At 42.1% G+C, this 26,803-nt stretch carries 19 protein-coding genes; 10 read left to right on the top strand and 9 right to left on the bottom strand.

The window, feature by feature from the left end; all coding sequences use genetic code 11:
• Positions 1-48 precede the first annotated feature (48 nt).
• Positions 49-858, bottom strand: a complete 810-nt coding sequence (xthA, locus tag EXT48_RS09330; RefSeq protein ID WP_130164285.1) for an exodeoxyribonuclease III — start codon at positions 856-858, stop codon at positions 49-51.
• Between the two features lie 265 nt (positions 859-1,123).
• Between xthA and EXT48_RS09325 the strand changes: the two genes are divergently transcribed.
• Positions 1,124-1,558 carry a hypothetical protein gene (locus tag EXT48_RS09325; protein WP_010373924.1) on the top strand — a complete coding sequence of 145 codons (435 nt, stop codon included), beginning with the start codon at positions 1,124-1,126 and terminating at the stop codon, positions 1,556-1,558.
• A gap of 41 nt (positions 1,559-1,599) precedes the next feature.
• Here the strand turns inward: EXT48_RS09325 and EXT48_RS09320 are convergent, their stop codons facing one another.
• On the bottom strand, positions 1,600-1,884 hold the full coding sequence (locus tag EXT48_RS09320) for a hypothetical protein (protein WP_130164284.1): 285 nt from the start codon (positions 1,882-1,884) through the stop codon (positions 1,600-1,602).
• 421 nt (positions 1,885-2,305) lie between these two features.
• Between EXT48_RS09320 and EXT48_RS09315 the strand changes: the two genes are divergently transcribed.
• Positions 2,306-3,541 carry a DEAD/DEAH box helicase gene (locus EXT48_RS09315; protein WP_130164283.1) on the top strand — a complete coding sequence of 412 codons (1,236 nt, stop codon included), beginning with the start codon at positions 2,306-2,308 and terminating at the stop codon, positions 3,539-3,541.
• A gap of 67 nt (positions 3,542-3,608) precedes the next feature.
• Here the strand turns inward: EXT48_RS09315 and EXT48_RS09310 are convergent, their stop codons facing one another.
• From EXT48_RS09310 to EXT48_RS09300, 3 genes are all read right to left on the bottom strand, one after another.
• Positions 3,609-3,989 (bottom strand): diacylglycerol kinase, encoded by a 381-nt coding sequence (locus EXT48_RS09310; protein ID WP_010605037.1) that lies wholly within the window; start codon positions 3,987-3,989, stop codon positions 3,609-3,611.
• The gene (locus EXT48_RS09305; RefSeq protein WP_130164282.1) at positions 3,979-5,622 is read right to left on the bottom strand and encodes a phosphoethanolamine transferase; all 1,644 of its coding nucleotides are present in this window, start codon (positions 5,620-5,622) and stop codon (positions 3,979-3,981) included. Before EXT48_RS09305 ends, EXT48_RS09310 begins: the two co-directional genes overlap by 11 nt.
• A gap of 75 nt (positions 5,623-5,697) precedes the next feature.
• Complete coding sequence (locus tag EXT48_RS09300; RefSeq protein ID WP_240703370.1) at positions 5,698-7,641, bottom strand: LTA synthase family protein; 1,944 nt, start codon at positions 7,639-7,641, stop codon at positions 5,698-5,700.
• Positions 7,642-7,803: 162 nt separating this feature from the next.
• On the opposite strand from EXT48_RS09300, the gene EXT48_RS09295 reads away from it, so the two are divergent.
• Both EXT48_RS09295 and EXT48_RS09290 read left to right on the top strand, forming a co-directional pair.
• Entirely contained in the window at positions 7,804-8,481 is a 678-nt protein-coding gene (locus EXT48_RS09295) for a response regulator transcription factor (RefSeq protein WP_069022342.1), read from the top strand.
• A complete protein-coding gene (locus EXT48_RS09290) occupies positions 8,478-9,866 on the top strand; it encodes a HAMP domain-containing sensor histidine kinase (RefSeq protein ID WP_069022344.1) in 1,389 nt (462 codons plus the stop codon). The genes EXT48_RS09295 and EXT48_RS09290 overlap by 4 nt, the downstream gene beginning before the upstream one ends.
• An 8-nt stretch (positions 9,867-9,874) precedes the next feature.
• Here the strand turns inward: EXT48_RS09290 and EXT48_RS09285 are convergent, their stop codons facing one another.
• Positions 9,875-11,533 carry a hypothetical protein gene (locus tag EXT48_RS09285; RefSeq protein WP_130164281.1) on the bottom strand — a complete coding sequence of 553 codons (1,659 nt, stop codon included), beginning with the start codon at positions 11,531-11,533 and terminating at the stop codon, positions 9,875-9,877.
• Between the two features lie 143 nt (positions 11,534-11,676).
• Positions 11,677-12,972 carry an anti-phage deoxyguanosine triphosphatase gene (locus EXT48_RS09280; protein ID WP_130164280.1) on the bottom strand — a complete coding sequence of 432 codons (1,296 nt, stop codon included), beginning with the start codon at positions 12,970-12,972 and terminating at the stop codon, positions 11,677-11,679.
• Positions 12,973-13,227: 255 nt separating this feature from the next.
• Between EXT48_RS09280 and EXT48_RS09275 the strand changes: the two genes are divergently transcribed.
• From EXT48_RS09275 to EXT48_RS09265, 3 genes are all read left to right on the top strand, one after another.
• The gene (locus tag EXT48_RS09275) at positions 13,228-14,049 is read left to right on the top strand and encodes a glucosaminidase domain-containing protein (protein ID WP_130164279.1); all 822 of its coding nucleotides are present in this window, start codon (positions 13,228-13,230) and stop codon (positions 14,047-14,049) included.
• Positions 14,039-14,689, top strand: a complete 651-nt coding sequence (locus EXT48_RS09270; protein ID WP_130164278.1) for a DUF2987 domain-containing protein — start codon at positions 14,039-14,041, stop codon at positions 14,687-14,689. The genes EXT48_RS09275 and EXT48_RS09270 overlap by 11 nt, the downstream gene beginning before the upstream one ends.
• 314 nt (positions 14,690-15,003) lie before the next feature.
• On the top strand, positions 15,004-17,670 hold the full coding sequence (locus EXT48_RS09265) for a TonB-dependent siderophore receptor (protein WP_130164277.1): 2,667 nt from the start codon (positions 15,004-15,006) through the stop codon (positions 17,668-17,670).
• Between the two features lie 307 nt (positions 17,671-17,977).
• On the opposite strand, the gene EXT48_RS09260 is transcribed toward EXT48_RS09265, so the two are convergent.
• Positions 17,978-19,312, bottom strand: coding sequence for a dicarboxylate/amino acid:cation symporter (locus EXT48_RS09260; RefSeq protein WP_130164276.1), 1,335 nt, complete (start codon positions 19,310-19,312; stop codon positions 17,978-17,980).
• Positions 19,313-19,492: 180 nt separating this feature from the next.
• Between EXT48_RS09260 and EXT48_RS09255 the strand changes: the two genes are divergently transcribed.
• Together EXT48_RS09255 and topA are read left to right on the top strand one after the other, a co-directional pair.
• Positions 19,493-22,477: a hypothetical protein gene (locus EXT48_RS09255; protein ID WP_240703369.1), complete on the top strand. Its 2,985-nt coding sequence runs from the start codon at positions 19,493-19,495 to the stop codon at positions 22,475-22,477.
• A gap of 251 nt (positions 22,478-22,728) precedes the next feature.
• Entirely contained in the window at positions 22,729-25,374 is a 2,646-nt protein-coding gene (gene topA / locus EXT48_RS09250; protein ID WP_010373951.1) for a type I DNA topoisomerase, read from the top strand.
• Positions 25,375-25,712: 338 nt separating this feature from the next.
• On the opposite strand, the gene EXT48_RS09245 is transcribed toward topA, so the two are convergent.
• On the bottom strand, positions 25,713-25,955 hold the full coding sequence (locus tag EXT48_RS09245; protein ID WP_010373953.1) for a hypothetical protein: 243 nt from the start codon (positions 25,953-25,955) through the stop codon (positions 25,713-25,715).
• A gap of 173 nt (positions 25,956-26,128) precedes the next feature.
• Here EXT48_RS09245 and EXT48_RS09240 point away from each other — a divergent pair, with 173 nt between their 5' ends.
• Entirely contained in the window at positions 26,129-26,689 is a 561-nt protein-coding gene (locus EXT48_RS09240) for a TIGR00645 family protein (protein ID WP_017219099.1), read from the top strand.
• Positions 26,690-26,803 lie beyond the last annotated feature (114 nt).

Raw genomic sequence — 26,803 nt, 5'->3', positions numbered from 1 at the left:
CTCTATGCCGAGCACTGTATTTACAGTCTCGGCGGAAAAAGCAGATGATTAAATGTCGAAAGTTGCCCAAATTGGTGCGTGATCCGAGGGCTTATCAATTCCTCTCAATTCGTAATCTATGTCACTTTCGATACATTTCGCAGTTAATGGAGCGGTTGCTAAAACCACATCTATGCGTAGACCTCGGTTATCATCAAACCCTTTTGAGCGGTAATCAAACCACGAATATTTTTCGGTTGCATCAGGTGTCAGCACTCTAAATGTATCTTTAAAGCCCCAATCTAGCAGTGTTTTTAACCATTCGCGCTCTTCTGGTTGGAACGAGCACTTACCCGTCTTTAACCAACGCTTGCGGTTTTGCTCACCAATACCAATATCCGCATCCAGTGGAGAAATATTAATATCGCCCATGATAACAAGATTAGATTGAGGATCGGCAAAATCATTTAAGTGGGTCATGAGATCTGCATAAAATTGTCTTTTATACGGAAATTTAGTTTCATGGCTGATGTTATCACCTTGAGGGAAGTAACCATTCATAACGGTAACTTCGTTACCTGAATCGCTTTCAAATGTACCGCTGATCATGCGACGTTGTGATTCTTCAGTATCCGTAGCGAAGCCTTTTTGGATAGCTTTTGCAGGTTTCTTGGAGAGTAGTGCCACACCGTAATGCGCCTTTTGACCATGGAAGTAAACATGGTAGCCAAGCGCTTCTACATCGTCGATAGGAAAAGCTTCGTCATGGACTTTAATTTCTTGTAGTCCAATGACATCAGGTTGGTGTTTTTCAATCAATGCCTGTAATTGATGCAGTCTAGCTCTGAGGCCGTTTATATTAAACGAAACAATTTTCATAGCGCTCTCTTTAGATTCTTGCTGTTATTTGGCAAAGTTTATCACTTAAAAACGAGAGGGTCAGCGCTTGGGTGAAATTACTTCTTTAGTCAGCTGAGAAGCATGTTGGCAGTTGTTAAATTTTGCACAAGTTTAGCGAGAGGATAACGAGGATTTTAGCTTAGTGTAAATAGATCATTAAATAACCAAAATTGCATGATTTAGCTGTTTACTTCTTCGTCGTTGTAATTATAATCCGCGCCGAATCGTTCAATTGGGGTATATTATGCTTAAATCTCTCTCTTTCTTTGGTCTTGTTTCTTTGGTTTCTACAACGGCTTTCGCTTCACAGGTTGAGTTCACTCAAGCTGACGCATCACCAGCGACGAAAGTATGTGCTGTTGCAGCAGAGCAAGGTTTCAGTGCAGCACGTAAAGAAGCTGCATCACTAGGCCTATTTATTTCTCGCTTCTCACCAAGCATCCACTGTAATGGTGAAGATATTCGTGAGTTTGCAAAAGCGGCAAAGCGCTCGCAAAAGCAAGAAAAGAAAGTTGAGCTAATCGCTGAAAAAACAGATACCGCAACTGAGCTATGTTTAGATGCAGTACGTCACGGCGTTAATCACTTACGTTTGAACAACCAACAGGTTCGCAACTTACGTTGTAACGATATGCCTGTTAAGCAATTTGTTAAAGAATTCAGAAACGCAGCAATTTAATCAAATTGATGTGAAGAGAAGAGGGGCAGTTAGCCCCTTTTTTATTGGTTTCTATTTAGGTTTGCATCACGGTATTTAGTGTAACAGAGCAAAGCCGCCAAGCCTGCCACAGGGATAGAAATCATACTTACCCAACCACCTGTGTATAAAATGGCAAGTAGCATTCCAATATCAATACCGCCGATAACACAATCAGAATGACCACTTTCTGAAACCCGACAATTCAGTACTGCAACACTAAGTTCAGCAATGAGTAAACCAAATAAAGGCGCAATGGCAAGAAACCCTAGGCTCACCGCTAAAACTTTCAATTGCTTTTGTGACATGTGCATCTCCTTATTTATCACTTTTGAGCATTGTGCGTTAGCGTGCTTAATCTTATCTGAGAAGTTGTTCTGGCTAAATAAAAATCAGTGGAAAGTAACCAACCTGAGCTGCGGATAATTAATGCCTTTCTAGCAGCCAGTTTTAGCGCTAACTGCGTTGAATTCACTTCCAATAGCCAGCTATTGGTGCGTAAATTCGCCTTGCCTACAGGATGTAGGTACCTTAGCGAGAGCAGGACGCTGAAGCGGTGTTTTCCCTAAAACTCTCTGGCTAGGCAAGGAAAAAACTAAGTTGTCCTTTAGAAACAATGAGTTGGAACATTCCTTATCCAAACCTCAGGTTAACTAGATTGAACATTACAGTGCTTAGATAATTCTTTGCTATAATCCGCTCAATTTTGGTAATAGACACTGATCTCCAATGACATTTAGCGAGTTACAACTTCACCCTGAACTACTAAGCGCAATTACTGAGCTTGGGTTTGAGTCACCCACACCAATTCAAGAAAAGAGTATTCCACTTCTGCTCAGTGGTTGTGATTTAATTGCAAGTGCCCAAACTGGAACCGGTAAGACTGCTGCCTTCATGCTACCGATTTTGCACTCCATGCTGATAGGCGGTGAGCAAGGTGAGAAATCGGTTAGGGCATTGATATTAACGCCGACTCGTGAGCTGGCACAGCAGGTTGCAGAACATACTGAAAAGTTAGTTGTGAACACTAACTTAAATGTCGTGTGCTTATATGGTGGTGCAAATATTGGCCCGCAAGAAAAGCGCTTAAGAGCGGGTGTAGACGTAGTGGTTGCGACACCTGGGCGTTTACTTGACCACCTAATCAAAGGCACATTAACACTCAAAAATATTCAACACTTGGTCTTCGATGAAGCAGATCGCATGTTAGATATGGGGTTTATGGGGGAAATTAAGCGGATCATGCGCACTATGCCGCTTAAGCGTCAAACGTTGCTATTTTCAGCTACGGTTGACGATGCTGTGTTATCCCAAGTAAAACCTTGGTTGAACGACCCTAAGCGAGTAGGTGTTGAATCCCAGAACAGCACCGCAAGTACAGTTACGCAAACTTTCTATTCGGTAGACGAAGATCGCAAACGTGAATTGATCGCCCACTTGATTGGCAAAAATAATTGGCATCAGGTACTGGTGTTTACTCGCACAAAAAATAGTGCTGATAGCTACGCAAAAGAATTGAATAAGGATGGCCTTAAAACCGCAGCGATCCACGGTGATAAGTCTCAAGGCGCGCGTGACAAAGCGCTATCTCAATTCAAATCAGGTGAAATTCGCGTCTTGGTCGCAACGGATGTAGCAGCTCGTGGCATTGACATTGACTCGCTAAACTATGTCTTCAATGCTGAGTTACCCTATGTTGCTGAAGACTATGTGCACCGTATCGGCCGTAGTGGTCGTGCTGGACAAAACGGCCAAGCCATTTCGCTTGTGAGTATTGATGAACAGTGGCTACTAGAAGAAATAGAAATTTTCTTAGATGAGCGATTTGCACCGCAATGGCTGCCAGGCTATGAACCTGATTTAACCAAAGAGCCTAAAGACACTCGCCGTAATTCTGGTAAATCTAAGAAGCAAAGAGACAAAAAGCGTATTCTAGGAACAAGAACCAAGCGTAAAAGGAAGTAATGGCTTAGCGCTAAAGCTTATGTTTGGCTTCTCTCATCCAAACATAAGCATCATTGGCCATTAATTGCTAGTAGAGGTTTTGATATAAACAGCTGCCCCAGATGCAGATAAAAACGATAAGTGCGATCAATACGCCTGCAGAGCCCAAGTCCTTGGCAAGCCCCGACAGTGGATGGATTTCTAAACCGACTCTATCAATTGTTGCTTCAATAGCGGTATTTACTATCTCTGCAAACATCACAAACAGCGTTGCACAAAACAGCATAACGCGCTCATAGAGTGAAAGTTCAAGTGTAAACAGCAAAATGATAGTAACCAGCAGTAGAATAAGCTCTTGCCGAAAGGCGGATTCATTTTTTGTGAGCCAATTAAACGCTCTAAATGAGTGTCCAAGCGCCAGCAATAGTCGTTTTGCTCCAGTTGGCTTATTGGTGTTATCAAAATGCATTAGTTTCTCCATTAGTTGCGAGTAATTGAGTTCGACAGGTTGCGAATATGTCATTTTTGGACTGATAGGTTTTCGAATTAACTTGGGTTAAGCCAAGTAACGTATCGTAGATATTGTCATGAGAAAGGGGTCGCTGTTTTACAGCGTCAATGCAACCACTATAGCTTTTATTTGTTAGGCGATTACTCCAGTAAATCATCGGGATCTGAGTTTGCTCTTTAGGTGCTAGACGATATGGAAAGCCATGTAAATATAATCCGGTTTCACCAAGTGATTCGCCATGATCGGAAACATAGAGCATGTTGACAGTTTCTGCGTCTAACGAAGACAGTTGTGTAATGATTTTGTGCAACACTAAATCTGTGTAAGCAATGGTATTGTCATAGGTGTTCACTAATTCTTGAGGCGTACAATTTTGGATATCGCTACGTTGGCAATCTGGGAGGAATTTTTGCTGCGTTTTAGGGTAGCGGCGGTAATAAGTTGGGCCATGCGAGCCAATCATATGTAAGACAACAACAATATTGCTTGTTTGCGCGTTGTTTATGGTAGTCATAAGTGATGGGATTAGTACCTCATCAAAGCAATACTTACCGTCGCACAGCGGGTTATCCTTGTTAGTATCAATCCGGTAATTCTCAACCCGATTACATACACCTTTACAACTACTATTATTGTCTATCCAAAACACTTCGGCGCCAGCCCTGTGGATCACATCAAGCACGTTATCTTGGCTCTGAGCAAGACGGCTATTGTAATGTGCTCTATCTAGCCGTGAAAACATACAGGGTACTGAAATTGCTGTCGCTGTGCCACAAGATGACATTTTACTGAAATACTTGATGCCGTCCTGTTTAGTGTATTCGTTAGTATCTATTTTATAGCCTCCGTGTGAAAAGTTGCTTGCACGTGCAGTTTCACCAACGACGACAACGGTAATATTAGCACCTGACTTGGAAGCTAAAGCAGGTGTTTTATCTAGTAATCGAAATGGTAATGGAGGATAAAAATAGTTATCTCTCAGGTATTTATATCCTGCAATATAAAATGAAAATGGCGTGATATAGCTTGCGACTTCTTTATTGTTTCTACCAACGGAAGCATAGTTTTGATAAAAGCTAAATGCTATCAAAGAGATGAAGGTTATTGAAACAAAATTAATGAGAATAAAGGATTTTAGTCTTTGCTTTAGTGGCTGCCTGATTTTGTTTTTTGTCATTAAATAAGCAGGAATTAAACCCAAAGTTAGTACGAAAAGAACTAGATTTATATTTAAATATGAAAATGCTTCACCTGTGTCTGTTTCAATAATATTTTGCATCATGCTTTTATCAAATATGACGCCGTAGTTTATTGATGCGTATAGCAACACGCTAGATAACACAATGGTAATGAATAGAAAAGGCCGTACGAAGGTGATTAAAGAAAGCCAACTAAATAGTAACAGTGTCAGGAAAAATAAAAGAATAGGGACAGACGCTAAAAATAGCCAATCGGACCAGTCCTGTATTGTAGCAACATTAAATACTTTGATAAAAAATAGGCTATTAAAAGCAAAGGTACAATAAAGGGTGGCGAGAACCATCAGGCTGGTATAGCCTGATGGGGAGATATGTTTTAAAAATTTAAACATATCCAACTCCTGATGAGAAAATAAAAACTAAGTTATCTTTATTTTCTATAGAAATACTTAAGACAACCTTATGCTTTACTCTTTTAATCGATAAATTTGCTCCTGATAGGCCAAATTACTAAATAATACATGAGATAGTGCTTTTTCTTTCAAATCAATGGTGTGCGTTGTATTCACCAGTGGTTTTTGCATCTTAGTCGCCGTGTCATATTGCCAATAACTCACTTTGTTGCCTGGCATCAAAATGGCGGCTTTGTCATCTTCAATGTAGGCAAAATTATCGTAATATTGCATCATCGCTCTTTGCACGGGATATTGTTTGGTTAAGTCAAAACCAAGCATAGGCGTTGGGCGTTCAACCCCTACTAAAGAAAGCAAAGTGACAGGTAAATCAATTTGACTGACCAACCTTTTATCTTGTTTCTGATTAAAGCCTGAATTCAAAATAACGGCTGGAATATGAAAAGACTTAATAGGGACGGGCTCGGATCCATACACCCTGACATCATGATCTGCAACGACTAAAAAGATAGTATCTTGCCAATATCGGCTTTGCTTGGCCTTATCAATAAACTTTCCGAGCGCATAGTCGGCGTACTTGATAGCGAGATCTCGCGCAGGTTTATCACTTTTATGATTTGTTGGTAACATTACTTTTCCGTCAGGAATTTCAAACGGGTCGTGATTGCTAGATGTAAAGATCAAACTAAAAAATGGCTTTTCTTCTTCACTCAGCTGAGTTAGTTCTTTATCCGCTTGATTAAACAGATCTTCGTCGCTGGCGCCCCAAGACGCAACAAATTCTGGGTTTTCAATATCATCAAAGTCAACGATACGTTGAAAGCCATTTCCTAAGAAGAAGCTTTTCATGTTATCGAAGTGGCTTTCGCCACCGTAAATAAACTGTGTGGTATAGTTTTCTTTGGCTAAAATATCCGCCAACGTACAAAACTGTTGCTGAGACTTTGAAAGCTTAACGACGGAGCGTGACGGTGAAGGTACAAAGCCGGTGATCACGGCTTCAATTCCACGAACCGATCGGGTGCCCGTTGCGTAGAGGTTCTCCAGCCCCCAGCCTTCTCGATACAGTTTATCTAACTCTGGGGTTAGATTTGCTCCCCCTAGCGAGCTTACAAAACGCGCGCCTAAGCTTTCTTCCAAGATAATCACTAAATTTTTCTTTTTACCCTGATGGTATGCCGGATTAGTGGCTAGGGTAGGAAGTGTATTTGAGATAAAACCTTGTTTGTAACTTGCTTTTCTTACTGTATCAAAAACCTTTTTTTTGGATAGCGAACCATAAAGCGCACTGGCACTTTTTTCGCTGCCCATATTTTTTGCTGCAAACGCAACACTATAAGCAGAGTTGATGGTCAACGAATTAACCAATGCGTCTTGTGAGAAGTAGACGGTAGCAGGGTTTAGTGGTCTATGACCCAGAGTACCTCTCGCTAATAGCGCTAAACAGATTAGACTACAAAAAGTAGAGATAGCCATATTCCGTTTTAATGGCACATCGTTGCCAATGCGAGGAAAATATCTCAAGGTGGTTATTAAAGCTAAAGTACATAAAAGTAGGGTCAATATCACTGTGCCCAAGTGACCACTCAACAACATTGACATGACTTCTTTGGGGTAAATCAGATACTCAATAAATAAACGGTTTGGTCTGATGTCGTATTGCAAAATAAATGCAGGAGTTGCAGCTTCAAGTAGTAGGACAAATGCAATACCCAACGCAATATACCCCGTTACTAGCGCCGTAAGTAAAGGCTTCAATGGTTTAGGCATAAAATAGTGTGTGACCATTAACAATAAGAGCGGTATTGCGAGATAAGCGGTAGTACTCAAATCAACTCGCAGGCCTGATATCACAAAGGTCAAAGGATCAGAGCCTGCCATTCTCTCTAACATCCAAGCTGATAGTCCTAAACGGCTAAGCGTCAAAATCACCAACAAGGACAAGAAAAACACCATGAAAGGTTGTGCATAAGGAGTTGAAAAGTGTACTTTGTTCATAGAGTGTTAAGAATAGTTGCATTTATCACAAGACTATCCGACGAAACTTAAGAAAAGCTTAGGAAATCCTTCGGAATTGATGAAAGTTGAAGTTCTCTTTAGCGAATCTTAAGTTTGAGCAACTAAGCTATGTGATATTAAGCACTAGCCGAAGGTTTATTTATGAATGTGTTACTGATTGAAGATTCTGAGTCCTTGCGTCGCAGCTTAACCTTAGGGCTCTCTAAACTGGGTTTTACGGTAGATGATACGGCGGATGGTTCTAGCGGTTTGAGTATGGCGCTGATGGATCACTATGATGTAATTATTTTAGATATTATGTTGCCCAGTTTGGATGGCATAAGTGTGCTTAAAGCGCTAAGACAGCAGAAGAATGACACTCGAGTGTTGGTGTTGTCAGCAAAGTCACAACCTGAAGACCGAGTGCTGGGTTTATTAAGTGGTGCAGACGACTATCTCGCCAAGCCCTTTTCGTTTGATGAGCTGCATGCACGGCTATTAACGCTAATGAGAAGAGGGGCATTTAAACAAGATGGTGATGAAATCGTGCATGGCTTTTTGACCATTGACTTGCAGCTAAAGTCGGCGTTAATTGCAGGGCAGCAAATAGACTTAACACCCAATGAGTATAAAATTTTGGAATGTTTGTTTACTAATCAAAATAAGATTATAACACCAGAAAAATTGAGCACTTATATTACCGGCAATTTCGATAGTGTGTCGAAAAATGCCATCGAAGCTCACCTTTCTTCGCTACGCAAAAAGGTCAAAGCGTTGGGTCAATGCTTGCCAGTTAAAACTAAACGCGGGTTTGGATATTATGTTGAGCAACTACCATGAAGTCGATCCGAGGGAACTTAGTTAGCACATTATCAATTACCATCACAGGTGTTGTAGTCGCCATTTTACTCGCCACAGATTTGGCTGTTGACTCTTGGATTGACTCACAATTCGACAAAGCGATGCATACAAAAGTTGGCATGCTGATGACGTTAGTCTCTGAAGATGAAGATCATCTTGAACTGCACTTTTCCGGTGAGTTTTTACCTGAATTTACTGGCAATATCGAGCCCGAATATTATCAAATCTGGTTGAACGACCGAGTTTTTGCACGCTCTGACAGTTTAGATCTTTTTTCGCAACACGAGTTACCTTATTTGTCGTTATCACTTGGCGAGAGCAAAGTGGTAAATGAAACCCTGCCAGATGGTCGTGCGGGACGGATCATATATACCCGTTTTATTCCGCAGATCCATACCCTAAAAGGGGAAAAAAAATCTTTTGACGACGAACTTGTTATTGCCTATGCGGCCTCGTCGGAGGGGCTGGACTTTATTCTTTGGCTCATTGATATCGTTTTTATCGTGACTATCGTATGTGTTGTGGTGTTTATTCGTGTCTTTGTGCGTAAAACGGTCGATGTTGGTCTCGCGCCGTTGAATAGCATGAACGCTCAGATAGCCAAACTAAATTTCTCTAAAGATTCAGACACCATAATATTAGAAAAGCCAGTCTCTGAGCTATTACCCGTCGAGCAAAGCTTAAACCGTTTTATCGTTGAAAACAGACAACTGTACTTGCGAGAAAAGCGCTTAACCTCAGATATTTCGCACGAACTAAAAACGCCCATTACGGAACTCATTAATTTGGCGGAAGTCATTTCACGTTTCCCGGAAGACAATGAATTGACGGATGACTTTGTGCCAGAAGTATTAAGAATAAGTCAGCGGATGAAAAACATCGTCACCAACGTAATGTTGTTACATAAATACGAGCAGATAAAGCTACCTAAAGAAGATGTTGTTGATGTATTGCAAGTCGTCAACCGTTCGATTGGTGAGATAGCATTTGATAATGTTGAGATTCAGACAACTTGCTCCGAATGTCCAATTCAGACCAACTTAATGGCAGTTGAGAGCATCATTGGTAACTTACTAAAAAATGCCAAGCGTCACCGTGTACTGGGTTCCGAAGCACTTATCGTTGTTGAAAAGGGGGCGACAAATGGGATAAATGTTCGAGTGAGCAATCAGGTTTCCGGCGAGCTCGAAAACGTGAATTTAGCACAGTTATTTGAACCACTATGGCAAAGCGACCAATCGAGAAGCGCGAATGATTGCTTTGGCTTGGGCTTACCTATTGCTAGGGCCTTTGCTGAAGCCATTGACGCGGAACTCACTGTTGCGTTGGAAGCGAGCACCATCACCTTTACATTGACCCTTTGAAGCGCTATTTAAAAGTGAGTTTCCACTGATAAACCAAGTTCCCAGCTGTCAACTTCAGGATAGTTACCTAATGGTTTAGTAAAGTCTATATGCACTACGTTTTCGTTACTTGAACGGGCGGAATATAAACGAACTCCGAGCCCTACACTACCTAGCATTTTATTGCTTATATTAGGATGTTGTATATTCCCGGATGCTTTTCCCATATCAACAAAGCCAACGAATCCTAAATCAACAAGCTGATAAATATTAATGTTAGGGTACATACGGAGTTCGAATGAAGATTTGACAGTTTGTGTACCTTGTTGATAGCTTTGTGGGAAGCCTCGGAGCCCTTCTTCTCCACCGAGAGCAAGAGGACGCTCGGCAAATTCCTTGTTTTGCCACGCAGCAATGACATCAGCATAAAAAGCAAAACTATCGCTCCAGCGATAATTTACCTTTGCAGCGAGAGTAGACCATACTCTATCACCTTGCTGCGTGCCGATTTGGGCATTGGTTGATGCTTTAAATCGGTATAAGACATCATCATTAAATAGCCATGCTTTATTGGCTGAAAACTCCCAAATTGAGCCAACTCCATCCGCTTCGGTATCAATACCTGCTTTGGCCGCAAGTGACCATCCGAGGTTGAAATCTTCACTGTGATTGATTAAGTCTACGTCCTGCAGCACGATATAATTATCTTCGATATATTGAAGGCTAATCCAAGGCGCTAACAATTTGAAGTCATAAAGGTTATCCCTTATGGCTAAGTTTGGCTCGTCATAGCTGACATCTTGGTAATCGACACCAGCTATCCACCTAAGTGTGGTGGTGTTGGTTTGCTGCCATAAACGGCCATAAGCAAATTGCGCAGATGTACCATTATATCGAAACTGACTTTCTGTTTGACCGTTATGATAGATAGAAGTCGTTTGGTCTTGTGCATTAATATAAGCTCTATATAACAAAGAGCTGGAGCGCTGATAGAAAGGTTGATAAATGTCAGCCATAAATATTTGACCGTCATCATAATCATCTGCTTGCACCGTTATCATGGCATGTGGTTGCCATGGCGCAGGCATTTGCAATACGGTATGGTAACCGGAACGTTCATGGTCAGATTTGTATTTTACGGATGCCCTAACGCCATACCCTAACAAGTTTTCTTCTTTAAACCCCAAACTTAACTTATTGTTTCCACTACTTCGGCCAAAGTTTACACTGGGCAGCAAACTCCAGGTGTCCCACGTTTGCACTGATATTTTCTGTGGCTCGGCACTGCTGCATGGCTTGACATAGTTAATTTTCGCCTCTCTGATGTATTTTTTAGCACGCAAGATCCGCTCAGCCTCTAAAATATCGGCCTCGCTGACTAGGTCACCAGCCTGAAAAGGGAGTTGAGAAGCGATAGTCGCATCTCGGGTTTCTATATGCAGCCAGTTTACGAAGTCATGGAAAGAGGTCGTTTCTGGGTCGTCTGGGTTAAAAATAGGGTTTGAGTTTATTTCGATAGACTCAATCTTGATGTTTTTCTCTTGACTTGCTTTATCTGTCTGTCGAGCCATTTTATTACTATGTTCAGCTTTATTATTGCAAAGGGCGTCGATGCTAAATGGGTCACCAGCAAACGCAGGAGTGATTGAAGTGACTAACACGAATACCGCAACGGTTTTGGCTGGCATATATGCTCCAACTGAAAAATATCAAGCTACGTTGAAAACATATATGCCGATACTTAAGAAAGGCTTAAGAAAAATTAAAGAATGAATTAATCGCCAATGTATGCGAATTTTTCATGATTGAGTTTTGCCTCTACGAACAGAGTTTACAGTTCCCCGGTAAATAAGCGTCGATGCGTTTTTCGTGCATACTCATCAGACATGCCACCAAGATAGTCCGCTAACACGCGCATTTGCTGCGTTTCATCGGTTGCTTGCTGGTACAATGTTTGGGTTGTATACGGCAACAATCGCATGGGGTCACTGGCAAAAACTTCAAATAAATCAATAAGCAGGTTTTGACCACTAAACTCAATTTGCTGCATTTTAGGTTCACGAATTAATCTTCGATATACGAACACTTTTAATACTTGCAGGATTTCCTGAAATTCGGGTGCCATCTCAACGGTAAAATGAAGTAGGGCGGAGTCAAAATCTGAGTCTTGAACGGTGAGTTTACAATGCACAATAAACAGGTTGACGAGTTCACCTATGGTATCTTTTCGATTAGATTCATCTTCTGAAAATAAACTCTCGCTTACGCGCGGTAAGTTTTGCTTTAACCAAGGTGAGTCTAACTTTTGCAATTCAGGCAGAGCAAAATCATGCCATGCTGCCTCGTTAAGGGTCTCGGTAGCTATCGCATCTTCTAAATCATGAACTGCATAGGCGATATCATCGGCATATTCCATAATGGCGCAATCTAACGATTTAAACTTTGTCTTGCGACGGAAGGTGTCTTTCACCTCGGTTTCTTGCAGCTTTATTTGGTCGTTTTGAGAAAATGGCGAGAGGATCCAATCAAATACCGATTGGTCGCATTGATAAATGCCTTTTGCAGGCAGCCAATCACTGGACAATATGTATTTTCGACTTTGTGTTTGCGTTGGTTGGTGATACCAAAGTGTGTCGATTAATGCAGGATATTTAATAAAACCTAGTAAGGTACGGCGTGTTAAATTCATGCCATAGCCTTTAGTGTATGGTTCCAATTTGGTGACAATGCGCAAGGTTTGGGCGTTTCCTTCAAACCCTCCGTGAGCACGCATAAGGTAATTAAGCGCGATTTCTCCGCCATGGCCAAAAGGCGGGTGACCGATATCATGCGCTAGGCACAAAGTTTCAATAAGACTTGTCGAAGGAAAGTGTTCAAATTCAGGGTGTTGTTTTCTTAAATGGCGTAGTAGACCGCTGCCTATTTGCGATACTTCCAAAGAGTGTGTTAGGCGAGTCCGATAAAAGTCGTTGACGCCGATTGCCATAATTTGGGTTTTGGCTTGCAAGCGCCTAAAAGCTGCGGCATGTATGATCCTAGAACGATCTATTTGCCATGCTGAGCGATTGTCGTTAGGGCGGTTTTTTTGCTGCGATAGCAGACGCTGCTGCCAAGCGTTAGACGTCATACTTCTGTTCCTTTTTCTTTATACCTTAAATTCGTCTAAACTATTTACGATAACTGAACGAAAATTCGCGTTTAATTGCGGCTTTTGATATTATCAGCCGCTATTTTTGAATACTGTTATTTTGGCGCAATTTATCAACGCTCTATCAAACTATAGTAACAGAATAAAACTGTTATTGAGCGGGCTTGAGAAAAGTTCTTAGAGACTTAGGGAAAGAGACTCCGTTTCCAGAACAACGCCACTGCGAGGAGAAGTATGCAAGCTAAACTGATTAAACTCATTGTTGCCCTGGTGACCATTTGGGCGTTAATTTATCCTTTTATCCAAGATGAAAGTTCTCAAGATTCTACTTTAGATCAAGAGGGTACGGGTGCAGAGGTTGTACCTAAGGTGCCGGAAAAGCCACTCCATAGCGTAAAGCTACCCAATTTCTCAGACATTCGTGACATTAAGGAAAAGAAAACGGCGTTTTTCGACTTTATTAAACCGCACGTAGAAGCCGAAAATAAACAGATCTTAGAGCAACGGGCAACGCTTGAAATCGCTCTGATGATGGTGCAATTTGATGAAACCCTAACACGCAAACAAATAGAAAAGATTGCGATGATTTTCACAAAGTATGATTTAAAAGGTGAAGCCATTAATGAATCTTCGCTCAAAAGAGCATTGCGCCGAGTGGATATTATTCCTAAAGAGCTGGCGCTGATGCAGGCTGCTAATGAATCTGCTTGGGGTACGTCACGGTTTGCACGAATTGGGTTAAACTTTTTTGGTCAATGGTGTTACACCAAAGGCTGCGGTATGGTGCCGAAGCGGCGAGAAGATGCGGCCGATCACGAAGTTAGAGCATTTCAGTCGGTAAGAGCCGCGGTCAAGTCATACTTTAGAAATATTAACACCAATGATGCATACAGGGAGTTGCGTTCGGTACGAGCAGAGCTGCGAGCTCAAAAAGCGCCGATTGACGCGACAGTATTAACCAGTGGTCTTTTGAGTTATTCAGAGCGTGGTGAGGACTACGTGAACGAACTTAACGATATGATAAGGCATAACCGAGCGTATTTTGATGAAGAGTAAGATTGTACTTGTCCTGATAATGGCACTTTGGAGTGCGATAGCCTCAGCTAAAACATTCACCTTTGCATATGACAGCTTTTACGACAGGCTAAAAGTGGTAAGTAAAGGCGAGTTTGAGTTTGCACGTGTGGGTTTTTACCTTGTTGATACAGTGAGTATGCAAGCCTGTAAAATCACGACGGGTAATATTGTGACCGAGGAAGCGAGCTTTCCATTGTCGTACACTGATGAAGCGCAGCTATTGCTGCCATTTGATAAAGAGTTGGACAAAGACAAAGCAAAAGTAGTGATTGAAACGAAGGGCACAAACTCGGACTGCCAGCTAAAAATGCAGATTGAAGCTGAGTTATTTAACACGACATCTTTGCGCAAAGCTGACCTTTATAAAATGCAACAGGAATTTGAAGAGCTACTGGCTGATCTCTCTGGCTTTTTTATTAAAAACTTACTGTCATTTTTGCTGCCTGAGCAACAAGGGGTTATTGTGACCTTTGGTAAAAGTCAAACTGTCACCGACGCTACAATGAAGTGTGAGTCGCAAGTCTGTCAAATCAGCGTCCCGAAGACGTGGTCAAACGACAACACACATTTTGCAGACTCTGTTAATGTGAAGTCAGTGCAACCTTGGCTGGCACTATAATTAGCCCATCATAATATAAAGTAACGTCTATAGACTTTAGTCGGAGCTATTCAGACTAACGAAATTCGTTAGACGTTACTTCACCCTTGCATTTCTTACAGATAAAACCCTCTCTCATCACCTTTAATCCTTCTTTTGACAATAATTCATACCGGCAAACAGCGATATCTATTCGTCGTGAATTTCTGCCATTAGACCCCCAAAATGGAAACTTAATGTTAAATAAATGCATTGTTAAAGTTGCTTCGGTATGCTAATAATGGCTGGATTATTAAAAAAACTACAGTGTAATTATCAACTTAAGGGGAAACAGGATGACCTATAAATTACCACTCAGTGCGCTCTCTATTGCCGTTTTAATCGGCATGAATCAACAAGTTAAGGCTGAAGAAACGAAGCAAGTTGAACGTATTGAAGTGACCGGTTCTCACATTAAAAGAACAGATTTAGAAGGCCCGTCACCAATCCAAAGTTTATCAGCTGCTGATCTAGCTTCAACGGGATCAACGGACCTTATTGGCGCGTTGCAAAAGCTGCCGGTATCGGGTACTGGTACTTTTAGTACGCAAGGTAACTCCAGCGATGACACAGCAAATGGTGGCTCTAGTGTTGCTCTAAGAGGGTTAGGGGCGTCATCGACGCTTGTATTAATCAATGGCCGCCGCGTTGCGGTTAGCCCATTTGCAAAAGATATCGAAACATCATTTGTGGACTTAAATACCATTCCGGTGTCATCGGTTAAACGTATAGATATTCTAAAAGATGGTGCCTCTGCAACTTATGGTTCTGATGCGGTAGCGGGTGTTATTAACATCATTCTTCGTGATGATATCGACGGTTTTGAAGTTGCAGGTAAAATCTCAGACACCGCAGATGGTGGTGCCGAAGAACAAAACTTTACTCTTCTTTGGGGGTCGTCAACACAAAATGGCCACCATAATTTCTCACTCGATTATTTCAAACGTGGTCACTTAACGTATGCAGATCGTGACTATACGGCATCTGCTGATCAGCGTTTTCGTGGTGGTAATAACTCATTAAGTTCTGCTGGTGTTCCTGGTAGTGTTGAAGTGATGAGAAGCATGTTAACAGACGAGCAGTGGGCGAGATTACCTGTAGTTCGTGTTGAAGACGATGGCACTCAGGTAAGACAGACTATCTTTACGGACGTATGGGGTAATGATAAATGCGATCCTGCTTTAGATATTGGTGATATTTGTCGCTACGACTACGCGCCACACATGACCGCAATTCCATCGACAGAGCGTATTAGCTTTAACTATAACGGTGTACAAGAAATCACCGACGGTATTGAAGGTTTTGCAGAAATTTCGGCACAGCACTCTACAACTTTCATTCAAGGTGCAGGTAGTCCAAGCTTTACAGAACTATTTATGGATGGTGATAACCCAAACCATCCATTATTTAACGATCCAGACCATTTCTTACATGGTGTAGATATTTCAATGCGTCGTCGTACGGTTGATATCGGTAACCGTAAAAAAGATGTTGATTCTGAATACTACCGCGCCGTCCTCGGTGCTCGTGGTGAGTGGAATGCGTGGTCTTGGGAAGTTGCCTACTCAGCAATTCGTTCAAGTGCAGTTGAAAAGGGTTTTGATGGTTTCCCTAATAAGTTAAGAGCGCAGCAAGCGATTGATGAAGGCCTTTGGAACCCATTTGAACCAAGCACCAATACAGAAGCAGGTCTGGCGTTTTTTGAGACCACGACTACGCGTTATGGTGCATCAACCATGCAATCATTAGACGGTACCATTTCAGGCGAACTGTTTGAATTGGGTGCAGGCTACGTTGCTGCAGCGTTTGGTTTCGAACATCGCTACGAGAAAATCGAAGATAACCCAGATAGTCAATACATCAGAGGCGAAATCTTTGGTACAGAAGCGACGCAAGCGAACGGTGATCGCGACAATACTGCGCTATTCGCAGAATTTAGCGTACCAGTGCTAGATACGCTAGAGCTACAATTAGCATTGCGTTATGAAGATTATAGTGACTTTGGAACAACAACCGATCCAAAAGTAGCATTCCGCTGGTCACCACTTGATAGCCTTGTGGTTCGTGGTTCTTGGGGTACCGCATTTAGAGCACCTTCTCTTGTTCAGCTACATCTAGGTAGAACAGACGAATCTCCAAGCGTGATAGACCGCGAGCGTTGTCGCCAAACTGGCGCTGATGATGATTGTAGCCCGTATGAATACACTGCGATTGTGTCTGGTAACAAAAATCTACAACCAGAAGAGTCAGAAAACTACAACTTAGGCGTTGTGTGGCAAGCGACCGATGACTTTAGTATCGGTGTGGATTACTGGAACTATGATCAAGAAGATCTTATCAAGAAGATAGGTGCACAGAAGTTAGTTGATTGTTGTGGCACTGATCCTAATTTAGTTGTTCGTGCGCCTAATCAAGGTAGCACGCTTGGTCGTATTCTCACCATTAACGACACCTTTGTTAATATTGGTGGTCGTGAAACAGACGGTTTCGATGTTAACTTAGCCTACGCGTTAACTACTCGTGAAATGGGTGAATTTAAGTTCAATTATAACTTAACTTACGCACTTAACTTTGAAGAGCAATCATTTGAAAGTGACGATCAAGGTAACACATTCAATGTTGCAGAAGATCTCAATGGAGAATACCAGCATCCACAGTTCCGTTGGACCGCAGGCATGGACTGGGCCAAGAATGATTGGCTTGCAAATATCAGCGTAAACTATGTCGATTCGTATAAAGACCTTGCCGATAGTGATGGCAATAAATATGAGATTGATTCATGGACTACCGTTGATACAAGCGTCAGTTATATTGGCGTAGAAAAGCTGACAGTAACGCTTGGTGCGTCTAACTTGTTTAATGAGGAAGCGCCGCTTGCTCCTTCAGAGTCTATGGGAATTGACAATAAAACGCACAGTATCCTTGGTCGTCAAGCATACGTGAAGTTTGCATACCAATTCTAATATATTAACGTTTATTAAGATGAAAGCCGCGCTTTATAGCGCGGTTTTTTCTTGTACCAATTCGCTTAATTAAGTGGCCTAGCTTTGAGATGGAGAGACTTACCGGTAACTCCATGTCCAAATCCTGCAATAACTGAAGTACTCATATGCATAGGCACGGAGAATCTTCTGCTTAATCTTATTCTGTACCTAGGAAAAATGGCAATGAAGAAAAGGGTATGGATAGCAGATATGTCGCTAGGAGAGTATTGAGTTAGCTTATTGAGGAGAATAACGCAGCTATTATAACTAGCTGCGTTATTGATATTTACGCTTTTGCTTTAGAAGTGGTTTCTTCCAGTTCTTTTGCAGCATCAGGGTCGTTGAAAACATCAATATCAAATTCGTTTTCAGACTTAGCGACAACGCAAGTAACCATACAGTCACCTGTTATATTAACGGCTGTTCTTGTCATATCTAACAGTCTGTCTACACCAATGATAAGCGCGATACCTTCAACTGGCAATCCAACTTGGTTAAGCACCATTGCAAGCATGATCAAGCCAACACCAGGCACACCTGCCGTACCAACAGAGGCAAGAGTAGCAGTCAAGATAACCATGAGATAGTCATTGATGGTGAGATCTACACCAAATACCTGAGCGATGAAGACTGTTGCAACACCTTGCATAATAGCTGTGCCATCCATATTAATGGTTGCACCCAGAGGGATTGTGAAAGAAGCGACTGAGTTATGTGCACCTAGCTTCTTAGTCGCAGTCTCTAATGTTACAGGCATAGTCGCACTTGAACTTGAAGTACTAAAGGCAAACATACACGCGTCTTTCATCTTCTTCAGGAAGATGATTGGACTCAAGCCCGTCAATAGCTTAAATAAGATTGAATAGTTAATGAATGCATGAATTAGCAGCGCTGCCAGCACCACCATAAAGTATTTGCCGAGCTCGGCGATTAACCCCATGTCGATGGTTGTAAACAACTTAGCCATCAAACAAAATACGCCATATGGAGCGACATTCATTAATAAAGTCACTAGCTTAAGCACCACTGTATTGAGATCTTCAAATACGGTTGCTAGGCGAGCACCAGCGTCTCCGCTTAATGCCATAGCAATACCAAATAGCAGCGCAAAGACGATGATTTGAAGCATGTTACCATTGGCCATCGCATCAATTGGGTTGGTTGGGAACATGTTGATTATGACTTGCACAAGTGTTGGTGCTTGCTTTGCGTCAAATGACGCGCTGCTTGGAATTTCAACGCCACCGCCCGGTGCAATGAGTAGTGCGAGCGTGATTGCAACCGTGATTGCGATTGCTGTTGTAATGAGATACAAACCAATGGATTTACCACCCAAGCGGCCTAATTTCTTTGGGTCACTAAGGCTACATGTGCCACATACAAGGGAAATAAACACCAAAGGAACAACAAGCATTTTTAAGCTTGCAATGAAGATTTGCCCACCTATGTGGAATAAACCGTCAACGAAAAAACCTTTAATGGGAAGGTCAAAGAGACCTAAAGGAATGAGTATTTCTTTATTCTTACCTAGGATGGCTTGAAGAGTGAGGCCTAATACAACACCCAACACCATGCCTATCATAATGCGCGCCGTTAGGCCCATTTTTTTATTTTCTGACATTGTCCTAACACTATGTATCTTAAAACTGCTAAAGCTTAACAGGCTTAGCGCAGATGAACAGCATTTCACGACAGAAAATCTACCTAATCTAATAAAAAATTGTGATTTTATCGCTAAAATTGAGTTACTATTGAACAATAATAAAATTAACTTAGCTAGGGAGATAGGTGAATGCCCTTGATGCGCTATTTTAGCATACTGATGCTAGCATTCTTACTGACCGCGTGCGGTGGCGGCGGCAGTATCCAAAAAGATACAGATAATGGTAATGGTGATGATGGTAGCGATGGTACTTATGCCATTACGCTTTCAGGAGCGGATACTAGTGGTAATTCAACGAATACACTTTCATCTTCATCTCCTCTAGTAATCACTGCCACATTAACAAAAGATGGTAGCCCTCTGGCAAATAGTCGAGTCGTTTTTGAGAGCGACGAATTTGCAACCATGGAACCCAGCTCAGGGTCTGTGCTTACAAATACTGAGGGTAAAGCGTCAATTACGTTAAAAGTAACGGCTACTGTGGGTGCTGGACGTATTACGGCGACTTACACTCAAGGTGATAATAGTGCAACGAGAGCTTTTGATTTTACCTCTCAAGGTGGTGGTGATGACGGCAATGTAACCGCGTCAGCAAAACTTGAGGTCATGTTATTAAGTAAATGTCCTGCAGGTTGGGATGATAGCCGAAATCAGGCAATGATAGATCCAATTGCTGCTGGGTGTACTCGCGTCAATCAAGTATCGTCAAACGAGACTGCTGATGTATTCATCAAAATGACATCTAGCCAAACTGGTGATGCTATTGCCAACGCGTTAATTAGCGTTGAGACTACTTTAGGGGCTATCTTACCATCGACAGGCACCGCGTTAACGGATTCTTTTGGTATTGCAATTCTAAAGTTTCAGCCAGGTAACCAAGGTGGCGCTGGTACTATCACGGTAAACTCTCCTGATTATGTTGATGTCACTCAGGCTATCAATTTTAATGTTGGTGTTGCTCAGTTGAATGTTACGATTGACAATGGTTTGGTTGATAGTAATGGAGTTCAACAAAAGCTTTCCGCAGGTGGAAGTACGGTTATTACCGTGACGTTAAAGGATCAGAATGGGGCATTAATCAATAGCGCTGTTGAAGTTGCATTTAGCTCAGCTTGTTCCGCAGCGACCCCTGCGCTTGCAGAATTAGATGAAACAGTAAATACCTCAAATGGTATCGCCCGTTCTACATACCGTGCTAAAGGTTGCCAAGGCGAAGATAGAATTTCTGTTACTATCCAAAACGGCAGCTCTCCAATAAATCAAGAAACGATTATTGAAGTGGATAGCGCGCTTGCACAAGCGGTACAGTTTTTACCTGAGGAAGATGGGTTTAATCAGTTTATTGCTTTACCCCCTGGTGAAGGCGGTTTACCAACCCAATCTGTTGTGAGCTTTAAACTGGTAGATGAAGATAACCTTGCAATTCCACGAGCGCGAGTCGACTTTAGATTGTCAGATGAGCAAGGCCTAGCCTCGCTTACGCAAATTACCGGAAACACCAATGCAAATGGTATTGTAAGAACAACGGTTAAGTCTGGTATTGTGCCAGGTCCGCTCGTTGTCAGTGCGTGTTATATCCCAGAAGAATCTTACGTAAATTTACCTGAAGGTGATGCGATTACCTGTTGGACGGATATCGCCAATGCATGTAATGATGCAGATGCATCAAACGACGATGTCCGCTGTCCCGCAGGTGTTATGCATACAATCCCATTAAGTGAGCAGATATTTGGTGTATCGTCAGGATTAATTTTAAGCTCAGGTGTCACCGATCAGGATACCTTTGACGCTTCCCCTGTTACATTCAATACCAACTCGCTTAATTATAATGGGGTAACAACAAATATTACCTTGTTCTTTGGTGATCAATTCAATCAGTTTAATGCTGATGGCGTTGCTGCAACTGTGATTGCTGAAGCCGGTGCTATTGGTAGTACTGAGTCTGAGGACACTTACGATTGTAGAACGAATAATGCTGCTTGTACTGTGGTGTGGCGTAGCCAAGGAGATAGACCTTTCTATGAATATCGTTGGGGTAACCGCATTGGTGATATAGACGGTAATGTGAATACCTTTGAAGCGGTAGCTCCTAGACTAGCAGCTACATTATCAAATACTCAAAAGCAAAGCTCAGCTAATTGGAACTGTGACCCATATTTTGGTAGTGCTGCACCATGTATTAATGGCATGCTAAGACAAAAAGACGCTTCGTCGAACGATGGCGCTACAACTGCACTTAGACGAATTGTTATGGGTGGGCGTGTAAGTGTGTTGGCTTTTGTTAAAGGCCAAGAAAATTTCAGAGATGAGCAATCTAGCGGTGGAGTAGAGCGCCGTAATGGTCGGTTCGACATTGGCGAATATCGGCAAGAGTTTGACCTTACAGAAGCATTCCTAGATACCAATGAAAATGGTCGTTTTGATAAAGAGAATTGTGATTCTGCTGCAAACACAGGACCTTGTTCTCCAACGGGAACTGTAAATGGCGGTCATGACGATTGGTGGGTGGATAGCAATAACAATGGTCGCTTTGATTTTGATATCGATGGCAACAATATTTATGAAGGGGACGGCAAATATAATGGTTTGCTTTGTTCAGAAGCCGCCGAAGCCGCAGGAGAATGTACTAAAGAGCTAGTTAATGTTTACAGACAATTTGAATTGATAATGTCTGGCGATAATGCTTTTGTGCGGTTTACAGTGCCGGCTTCGCTTGCTGGTTCTAATTCGTGTCCAAGTGGGAATGGCTTAGTGCTTGAACCATCTGGAGTAGACGGTGTGTGCGACCTCGCCAGTGTAGATTTCACGGCGGCAGGCAGCCCATCAGCCGTTCCTATTACAATTTATTTCACTGATGAGTTTGGTAATCCACTTCCAGCGGGTACAGAAGTCGAGATTTCAACAAATAACGGTGAGCTAACCAGTGGAAGTGTGTCTGGCACCTTAGGGAACTATACAAGTGATAAGCCAAACTTCTTCAACGTTACTTTGGCGAGGGAAGCTGAGCCAAACAACAAACTTTCTGGCGTATTAGGGATCAAATTTACTTTCCCAGCTTTGGGAGATGATGATGACGAACGAAAGACTCAATCAATCGGAATAAGCGTTACAGACGCTGGATAAAATGACAAATGCCAACTTTCGGGTTGGCATTTTTGTTTCTATTCCTTTATATTCCCGTGCCTTAACCTTATATATATGAATGCGTCCCTAAATTGGCTGAATATTGTACATAAATTGGATAATAATTCGGTGATCAGGGAAAAGTTAGTATTTTTAGCTTGTAACAATAGGTGTTTGTAGATATACCTATAAGTAATTTAACGCCCAAGTAAGGGCAAACATCAGACAGAATCGGTCAAAAATAGGCAGCTATGGGCAAATCGCTAGTAATTGTAGAGTCTCCCGCGAAGGCAAAAACAATCAATAAATACCTCGGCAAGGATTACATTGTTAAATCCAGTGTAGGCCATGTTCGAGATCTTCCTACCTCAGGGGCAGGTAAGACGAAAGGCTTGGCAACTAAGTCGCCAGCTGAAGTACGTAAAATGTCACCTGAAGAAAAAGCGCAATATAAAAAGCAAAAAGATTATGCAAATTTAGTTGCGAGGATGGGGATTGATCCTGAGAAGGGTTGGGAACCGCATTACGAAATTTTGCCGGGTAAAGAAAAAGTAGTTCAAGAACTACAGAAACTTGCTGAGGATGCTGACCATATCTATCTCGCAACCGATTTGGATAGAGAAGGGGAAGCTATTGCTTGGCACCTTGAACAGATCATCGGTGGCGATGAGAGCAAATATAAGCGTGTGGTCTTTAACGAGATCACCAAAAACGCGATAACCCAAGCGTTTGAAGCGCCTGGCGACCTTAACACCGACATGGTATATGCGCAGCAGGCAAGACGATTCCTTGACCGAGTTGTTGGCTTTATGGTATCCCCGCTGCTTTGGCAAAAAGTAGCAAGAGGGTTATCGGCAGGTCGCGTACAATCTGTTGCTGTGAGATTACTTGTTGAGCGAGAGCGTGAGATTAAAGCGTTTATTCCAGAAGAGTTTTGGGATATTCACGCCGATGTTAAAGCAACAAAAGATGATATTCGCCTAGCGGTTACTAAGTTTAAAGGTGAGGCATTTAAGCCTGTAAATAAAGCGCAGGCTGATACTGCCGTACAAGTGCTTGAAAACAGTGCTTACGAAGTAGTCAAGGTTGAAGAAAAGCCAAGTAAGAGTAAGCCAAGTGCGCCATTTATTACCTCGACAATGCAGCAAGCGGCAAGTACTCGTTTAGGCTATGGCGTAAAGAAAACCATGATGTTAGCGCAGCGTCTATACGAGGCGGGTTACATCACCTATATGCGTACGGACTCGACGAACCTATCAAACGATGCGTTAGAAATGTGTCGTGGCTATATCGATAGTGAATTTGGTAGTAAGTATCTTCCAGAAGCACCACTGCGTTACTCCGCAAAAGGCAACGCACAAGAAGCGCACGAGGCAATTCGTCCTTCTGATGTGACGATCTTATCAGGTCATTTAGACGGCGTAGAGGCAGATGCTAAGAAGCTCTATGAGCTTATTTGGCGTCAGTTTGTGGCGTGTCAGATGATGCCTGCAGAGTATGACCTAACGACGCTGACCGTCGCCGCGGAAGATTACACGTTAAAAGCGAAAGGTCGCGTGCTACGTTTTGATGGTTGGACACGTGTACAACCGGCTGTGCGTAAGAAGAATGAAGAAGAGCAGGCGCTTCCAAGTGTTTCAGTTGGCGACAAGCTTGATCTTATTGCGATTGATCCTAAGCAGCACTTTACTAAACCACCAGCACGTTTCAGCGAAGCAAGCTTAGTTAAAGAATTAGAAAAGCGTGGTATTGGTCGTCCATCTACCTATGCTGCTATCATTTCGACGATTCAGGACCGTGGTTATGTTCGAGTTGAAAACCGCCGTTTTTACGCTGAAAAAATGGGCGAGATCGTAACTGACAGACTCGTTGAGAATTTCAACGATTTAATGGACTTTGACTTTACCGCCAAAATGGAAGGTCGCCTTGATGATATCGCAGAAGGCGAACGTTTATGGACGCAGGTACTTGATAAGTTTTACGCCGACTTTTCTAACCAGCTAGAAATAGCCGCTGGCGATGAAAGTGAAGGCGGCATGCGACAAAATGTGATGGTTGAAACAGACATCGATTGTCCCACATGTTCACGTAAAATGGGTATTCGTACAGCTTCTACAGGGGTATTCCTTGGCTGTACAGGCTATAACTTGCCGCCAAAAGAGCGTTGTACCACCACAATTAATCTAGTGTCTGGTGATGAAGCGGTTGCTGCTGATGCGGATGAAGAGGCGGAAGCTGAATCGCTGCGTCATATGAAACGTTGTCCAATTTGCGAAACGGCAATGGACTCATACCTTATTGATGAAACGAAAAAGCTCCATGTATGTGGTAATAATCCCGCGTGTAAGGGCTATGTCATTGAAACAGGCGCATTTAAGATCAAAGGCTACGATGGACCACTAATTGAGTGTGACAAGTGTGGTTCGGATATGCAGCTTAAATCTGGCCGTTTTGGTAAGTATTTTGGTTGTACAAATGAAGACTGTAAAAATACACGTAAGCTATTGAAAAACGGTGAAGCTGCACCACCGAAAGAAGATCCAGTTCCGCTTCCGGAACTAGAATGCGAAAAGTCAGATGCGCATTTTGTGCTTCGTGATGGCGCTTCAGGTATTTTCTTAGCGGCGCACACATTCCCGAAATCACGTGAGACAAGAGCCCCGAAAGTATCAGAGCTAAAACGCTTCAGAGATAGAATTTCACCTAAATTCTATTATCTGGCTGATGCGCCTGAGCAAGACTCAGATGGTAACCCTGCGATTGTTCGCTACTCTAGAAAAACCAAGACACAATATGTGATGACAGAAGTAGATGGTAAAGCGACGGGTTGGAAAGCGACATATAGCAATGGTAAATGGGTAGAAGAAGAGAAAACTACCAAGAAAAAGAAAGCTTAACGATTAGCCAAACATCGATAGGTGTCTTCAGATGCTATGGATATTTTGTCTAAAATGTTATTAAAAGCAAAAGGCCGCTCAACACATTGAGCGGCCTTTTTCATCATGAATGCCATCACTTAAATAACCTGAGGTTTGGATAAGGAATGTTCCAACTCATTGTTGCTAAAGCACAACTTAGTTTTCTCCTTGTCTAGCCAGAGAGTTTTAGGGAAAACAAGGCGAATTTACGCACCAATAGCTGGCTATTGGAAGTGAATTCAACGCAGTTAGCGCTAAAACTGGCTGCTAGAAAGGCATTAATTATCCGCAGCTCAGGTTAAATAAGCGAACTGGTATTATTTAATGTTTACGTCTTTGACTTTTTGATAGCCAGTTGCCTCTAGCTCGTCGTTAACGCAATTCAAAACATATTTTTTCATCTCAGATGCTTGTACATCATCATCTTTTGCCCAATCAAGGCACATTTGAGTTAACTCTTGAACCAAATCTGCAGGCGCGACTGGTAACTCTTCATCGGCTTGTACTTGTACACAAGCAAAAAGAGATAGAGCGATTAATGATGAAACTAAGGTTTTCATTCGTGTTACCTGTTAGTTGAAAGAACAAGCATGTTTTAAAGCAAAATTTAAAATAAGGAAAACGAATTTATTTTCTCTTAAAGAGCAGAAAATTGATTCAAATTTACGTCAATAAATAGTGAGAAATATAAGCGTTGATGCTACATTTATAGGTTCAGTTAAACTAACTAAAGATGGTGAAAATCAAAAACATGGAGCAAGAAACAAAGTCCGAGAATGAGCAATTTAATCGTTATGAACATCTCTTAGAAAGAACCTTATTTAAAGGACGATGGCTGTTAGCGCCGTTCTTTGTTGGCCTACTACTCGCGATTGTATTGCTGTTACTTAAGTTCTTTAAACAGCTTTATGTGATGACCATCAGTGCGCTTACAGCGACAAATCAAGAATTACTCATTGGTATCTTAACATTGGTTGATACGGCTTTACTGGCTGGGTTATTGATCATCATTATTTTTAGTGGCTATGAAAACTTTGTTTCCAAGCTTAATGTCGAACCACAAGAAGACAAACCGACTTGGATGGGGAAAGTTGGCTTCTCAGGACTTAAAATCAAGCTGATCAGCGCCATCGTAGCGATATCTGCCGTAGAGTTGCTCAAGGTCTTTATTCATTCTCAAGATTTAACTAGTGAGCAGCTTGCTTGGAAAGTAGGCATACATATTACTTTCGTGATCTCTGGGGTGTTGTTTTCGGTTACCGATTTTATTAATAGTCGAACCCATTCCCATTAAATATTGCAGCTGTAAAAGGAGTGATTATCGACTTATGCTCACGATCACTCCTTTATTCTAACCAGCACAGTCTCCGGTGGCTCAAGCGCTAGCGCCACGCCTCTACGAGCGATC

The organism is Pseudoalteromonas sp. CO348 (assembly GCF_004208845.1).
Classification (GTDB): Bacteria; Pseudomonadota; Gammaproteobacteria; order Enterobacterales; family Alteromonadaceae; genus Pseudoalteromonas; species Pseudoalteromonas maricaloris.
The sequence above is the reverse complement of the archived record's forward strand: the minus strand, read 5'-3'. Positions and strand labels throughout refer to the sequence as shown.

Excerpts from the sequence above, each read along its gene's own strand:
- EXT48_RS09325 (WP_010373924.1), top strand. The coding sequence starts at position 1,124 with ATGCTTAAATCTCTCTCTTTCTTTGGTCTTGTTTCTTTGGTTTCTACA.
- EXT48_RS09255 (WP_240703369.1), top strand. The coding sequence starts at position 19,493 with ATGCGCTATTTTAGCATACTGATGCTAGCATTCTTACTGACCGCGTGC.
- EXT48_RS09270 (WP_130164278.1), top strand. The coding sequence starts at position 14,039 with ATGAAGAGTAAGATTGTACTTGTCCTGATAATGGCACTTTGGAGTGCG.
- topA (WP_010373951.1), top strand. The coding sequence starts at position 22,729 with ATGGGCAAATCGCTAGTAATTGTAGAGTCTCCCGCGAAGGCAAAAACA.
- EXT48_RS09245 (WP_010373953.1), bottom strand. The coding sequence starts at position 25,955 with ATGAAAACCTTAGTTTCATCATTAATCGCTCTATCTCTTTTTGCTTGT.
- EXT48_RS09275 (WP_130164279.1), top strand. The coding sequence starts at position 13,228 with ATGCAAGCTAAACTGATTAAACTCATTGTTGCCCTGGTGACCATTTGG.
- EXT48_RS09320 (WP_130164284.1), bottom strand. The coding sequence starts at position 1,884 with ATGTCACAAAAGCAATTGAAAGTTTTAGCGGTGAGCCTAGGGTTTCTT.
- EXT48_RS09310 (WP_010605037.1), bottom strand. The coding sequence starts at position 3,989 with ATGCATTTTGATAACACCAATAAGCCAACTGGAGCAAAACGACTATTG.
- EXT48_RS09300 (WP_240703370.1), bottom strand. The coding sequence starts at position 7,641 with ATGAACAAAGTACACTTTTCAACTCCTTATGCACAACCTTTCATGGTG.
- EXT48_RS09260 (WP_130164276.1), bottom strand. The coding sequence starts at position 19,312 with ATGTCAGAAAATAAAAAAATGGGCCTAACGGCGCGCATTATGATAGGC.
- EXT48_RS09265 (WP_130164277.1), top strand. The coding sequence starts at position 15,004 with ATGACCTATAAATTACCACTCAGTGCGCTCTCTATTGCCGTTTTAATC.
- EXT48_RS09295 (WP_069022342.1), top strand. The coding sequence starts at position 7,804 with ATGAATGTGTTACTGATTGAAGATTCTGAGTCCTTGCGTCGCAGCTTA.
- xthA (WP_130164285.1), bottom strand. The coding sequence starts at position 858 with ATGAAAATTGTTTCGTTTAATATAAACGGCCTCAGAGCTAGACTGCAT.
- EXT48_RS09240 (WP_017219099.1), top strand. The coding sequence starts at position 26,129 with ATGGTGAAAATCAAAAACATGGAGCAAGAAACAAAGTCCGAGAATGAG.
- EXT48_RS09280 (WP_130164280.1), bottom strand. The coding sequence starts at position 12,972 with ATGACGTCTAACGCTTGGCAGCAGCGTCTGCTATCGCAGCAAAAAAAC.
- EXT48_RS09305 (WP_130164282.1), bottom strand. The coding sequence starts at position 5,622 with ATGTTTAAATTTTTAAAACATATCTCCCCATCAGGCTATACCAGCCTG.
- EXT48_RS09315 (WP_130164283.1), top strand. The coding sequence starts at position 2,306 with ATGACATTTAGCGAGTTACAACTTCACCCTGAACTACTAAGCGCAATT.
- EXT48_RS09285 (WP_130164281.1), bottom strand. The coding sequence starts at position 11,533 with ATGCCAGCCAAAACCGTTGCGGTATTCGTGTTAGTCACTTCAATCACT.
- EXT48_RS09290 (WP_069022344.1), top strand. The coding sequence starts at position 8,478 with ATGAAGTCGATCCGAGGGAACTTAGTTAGCACATTATCAATTACCATC.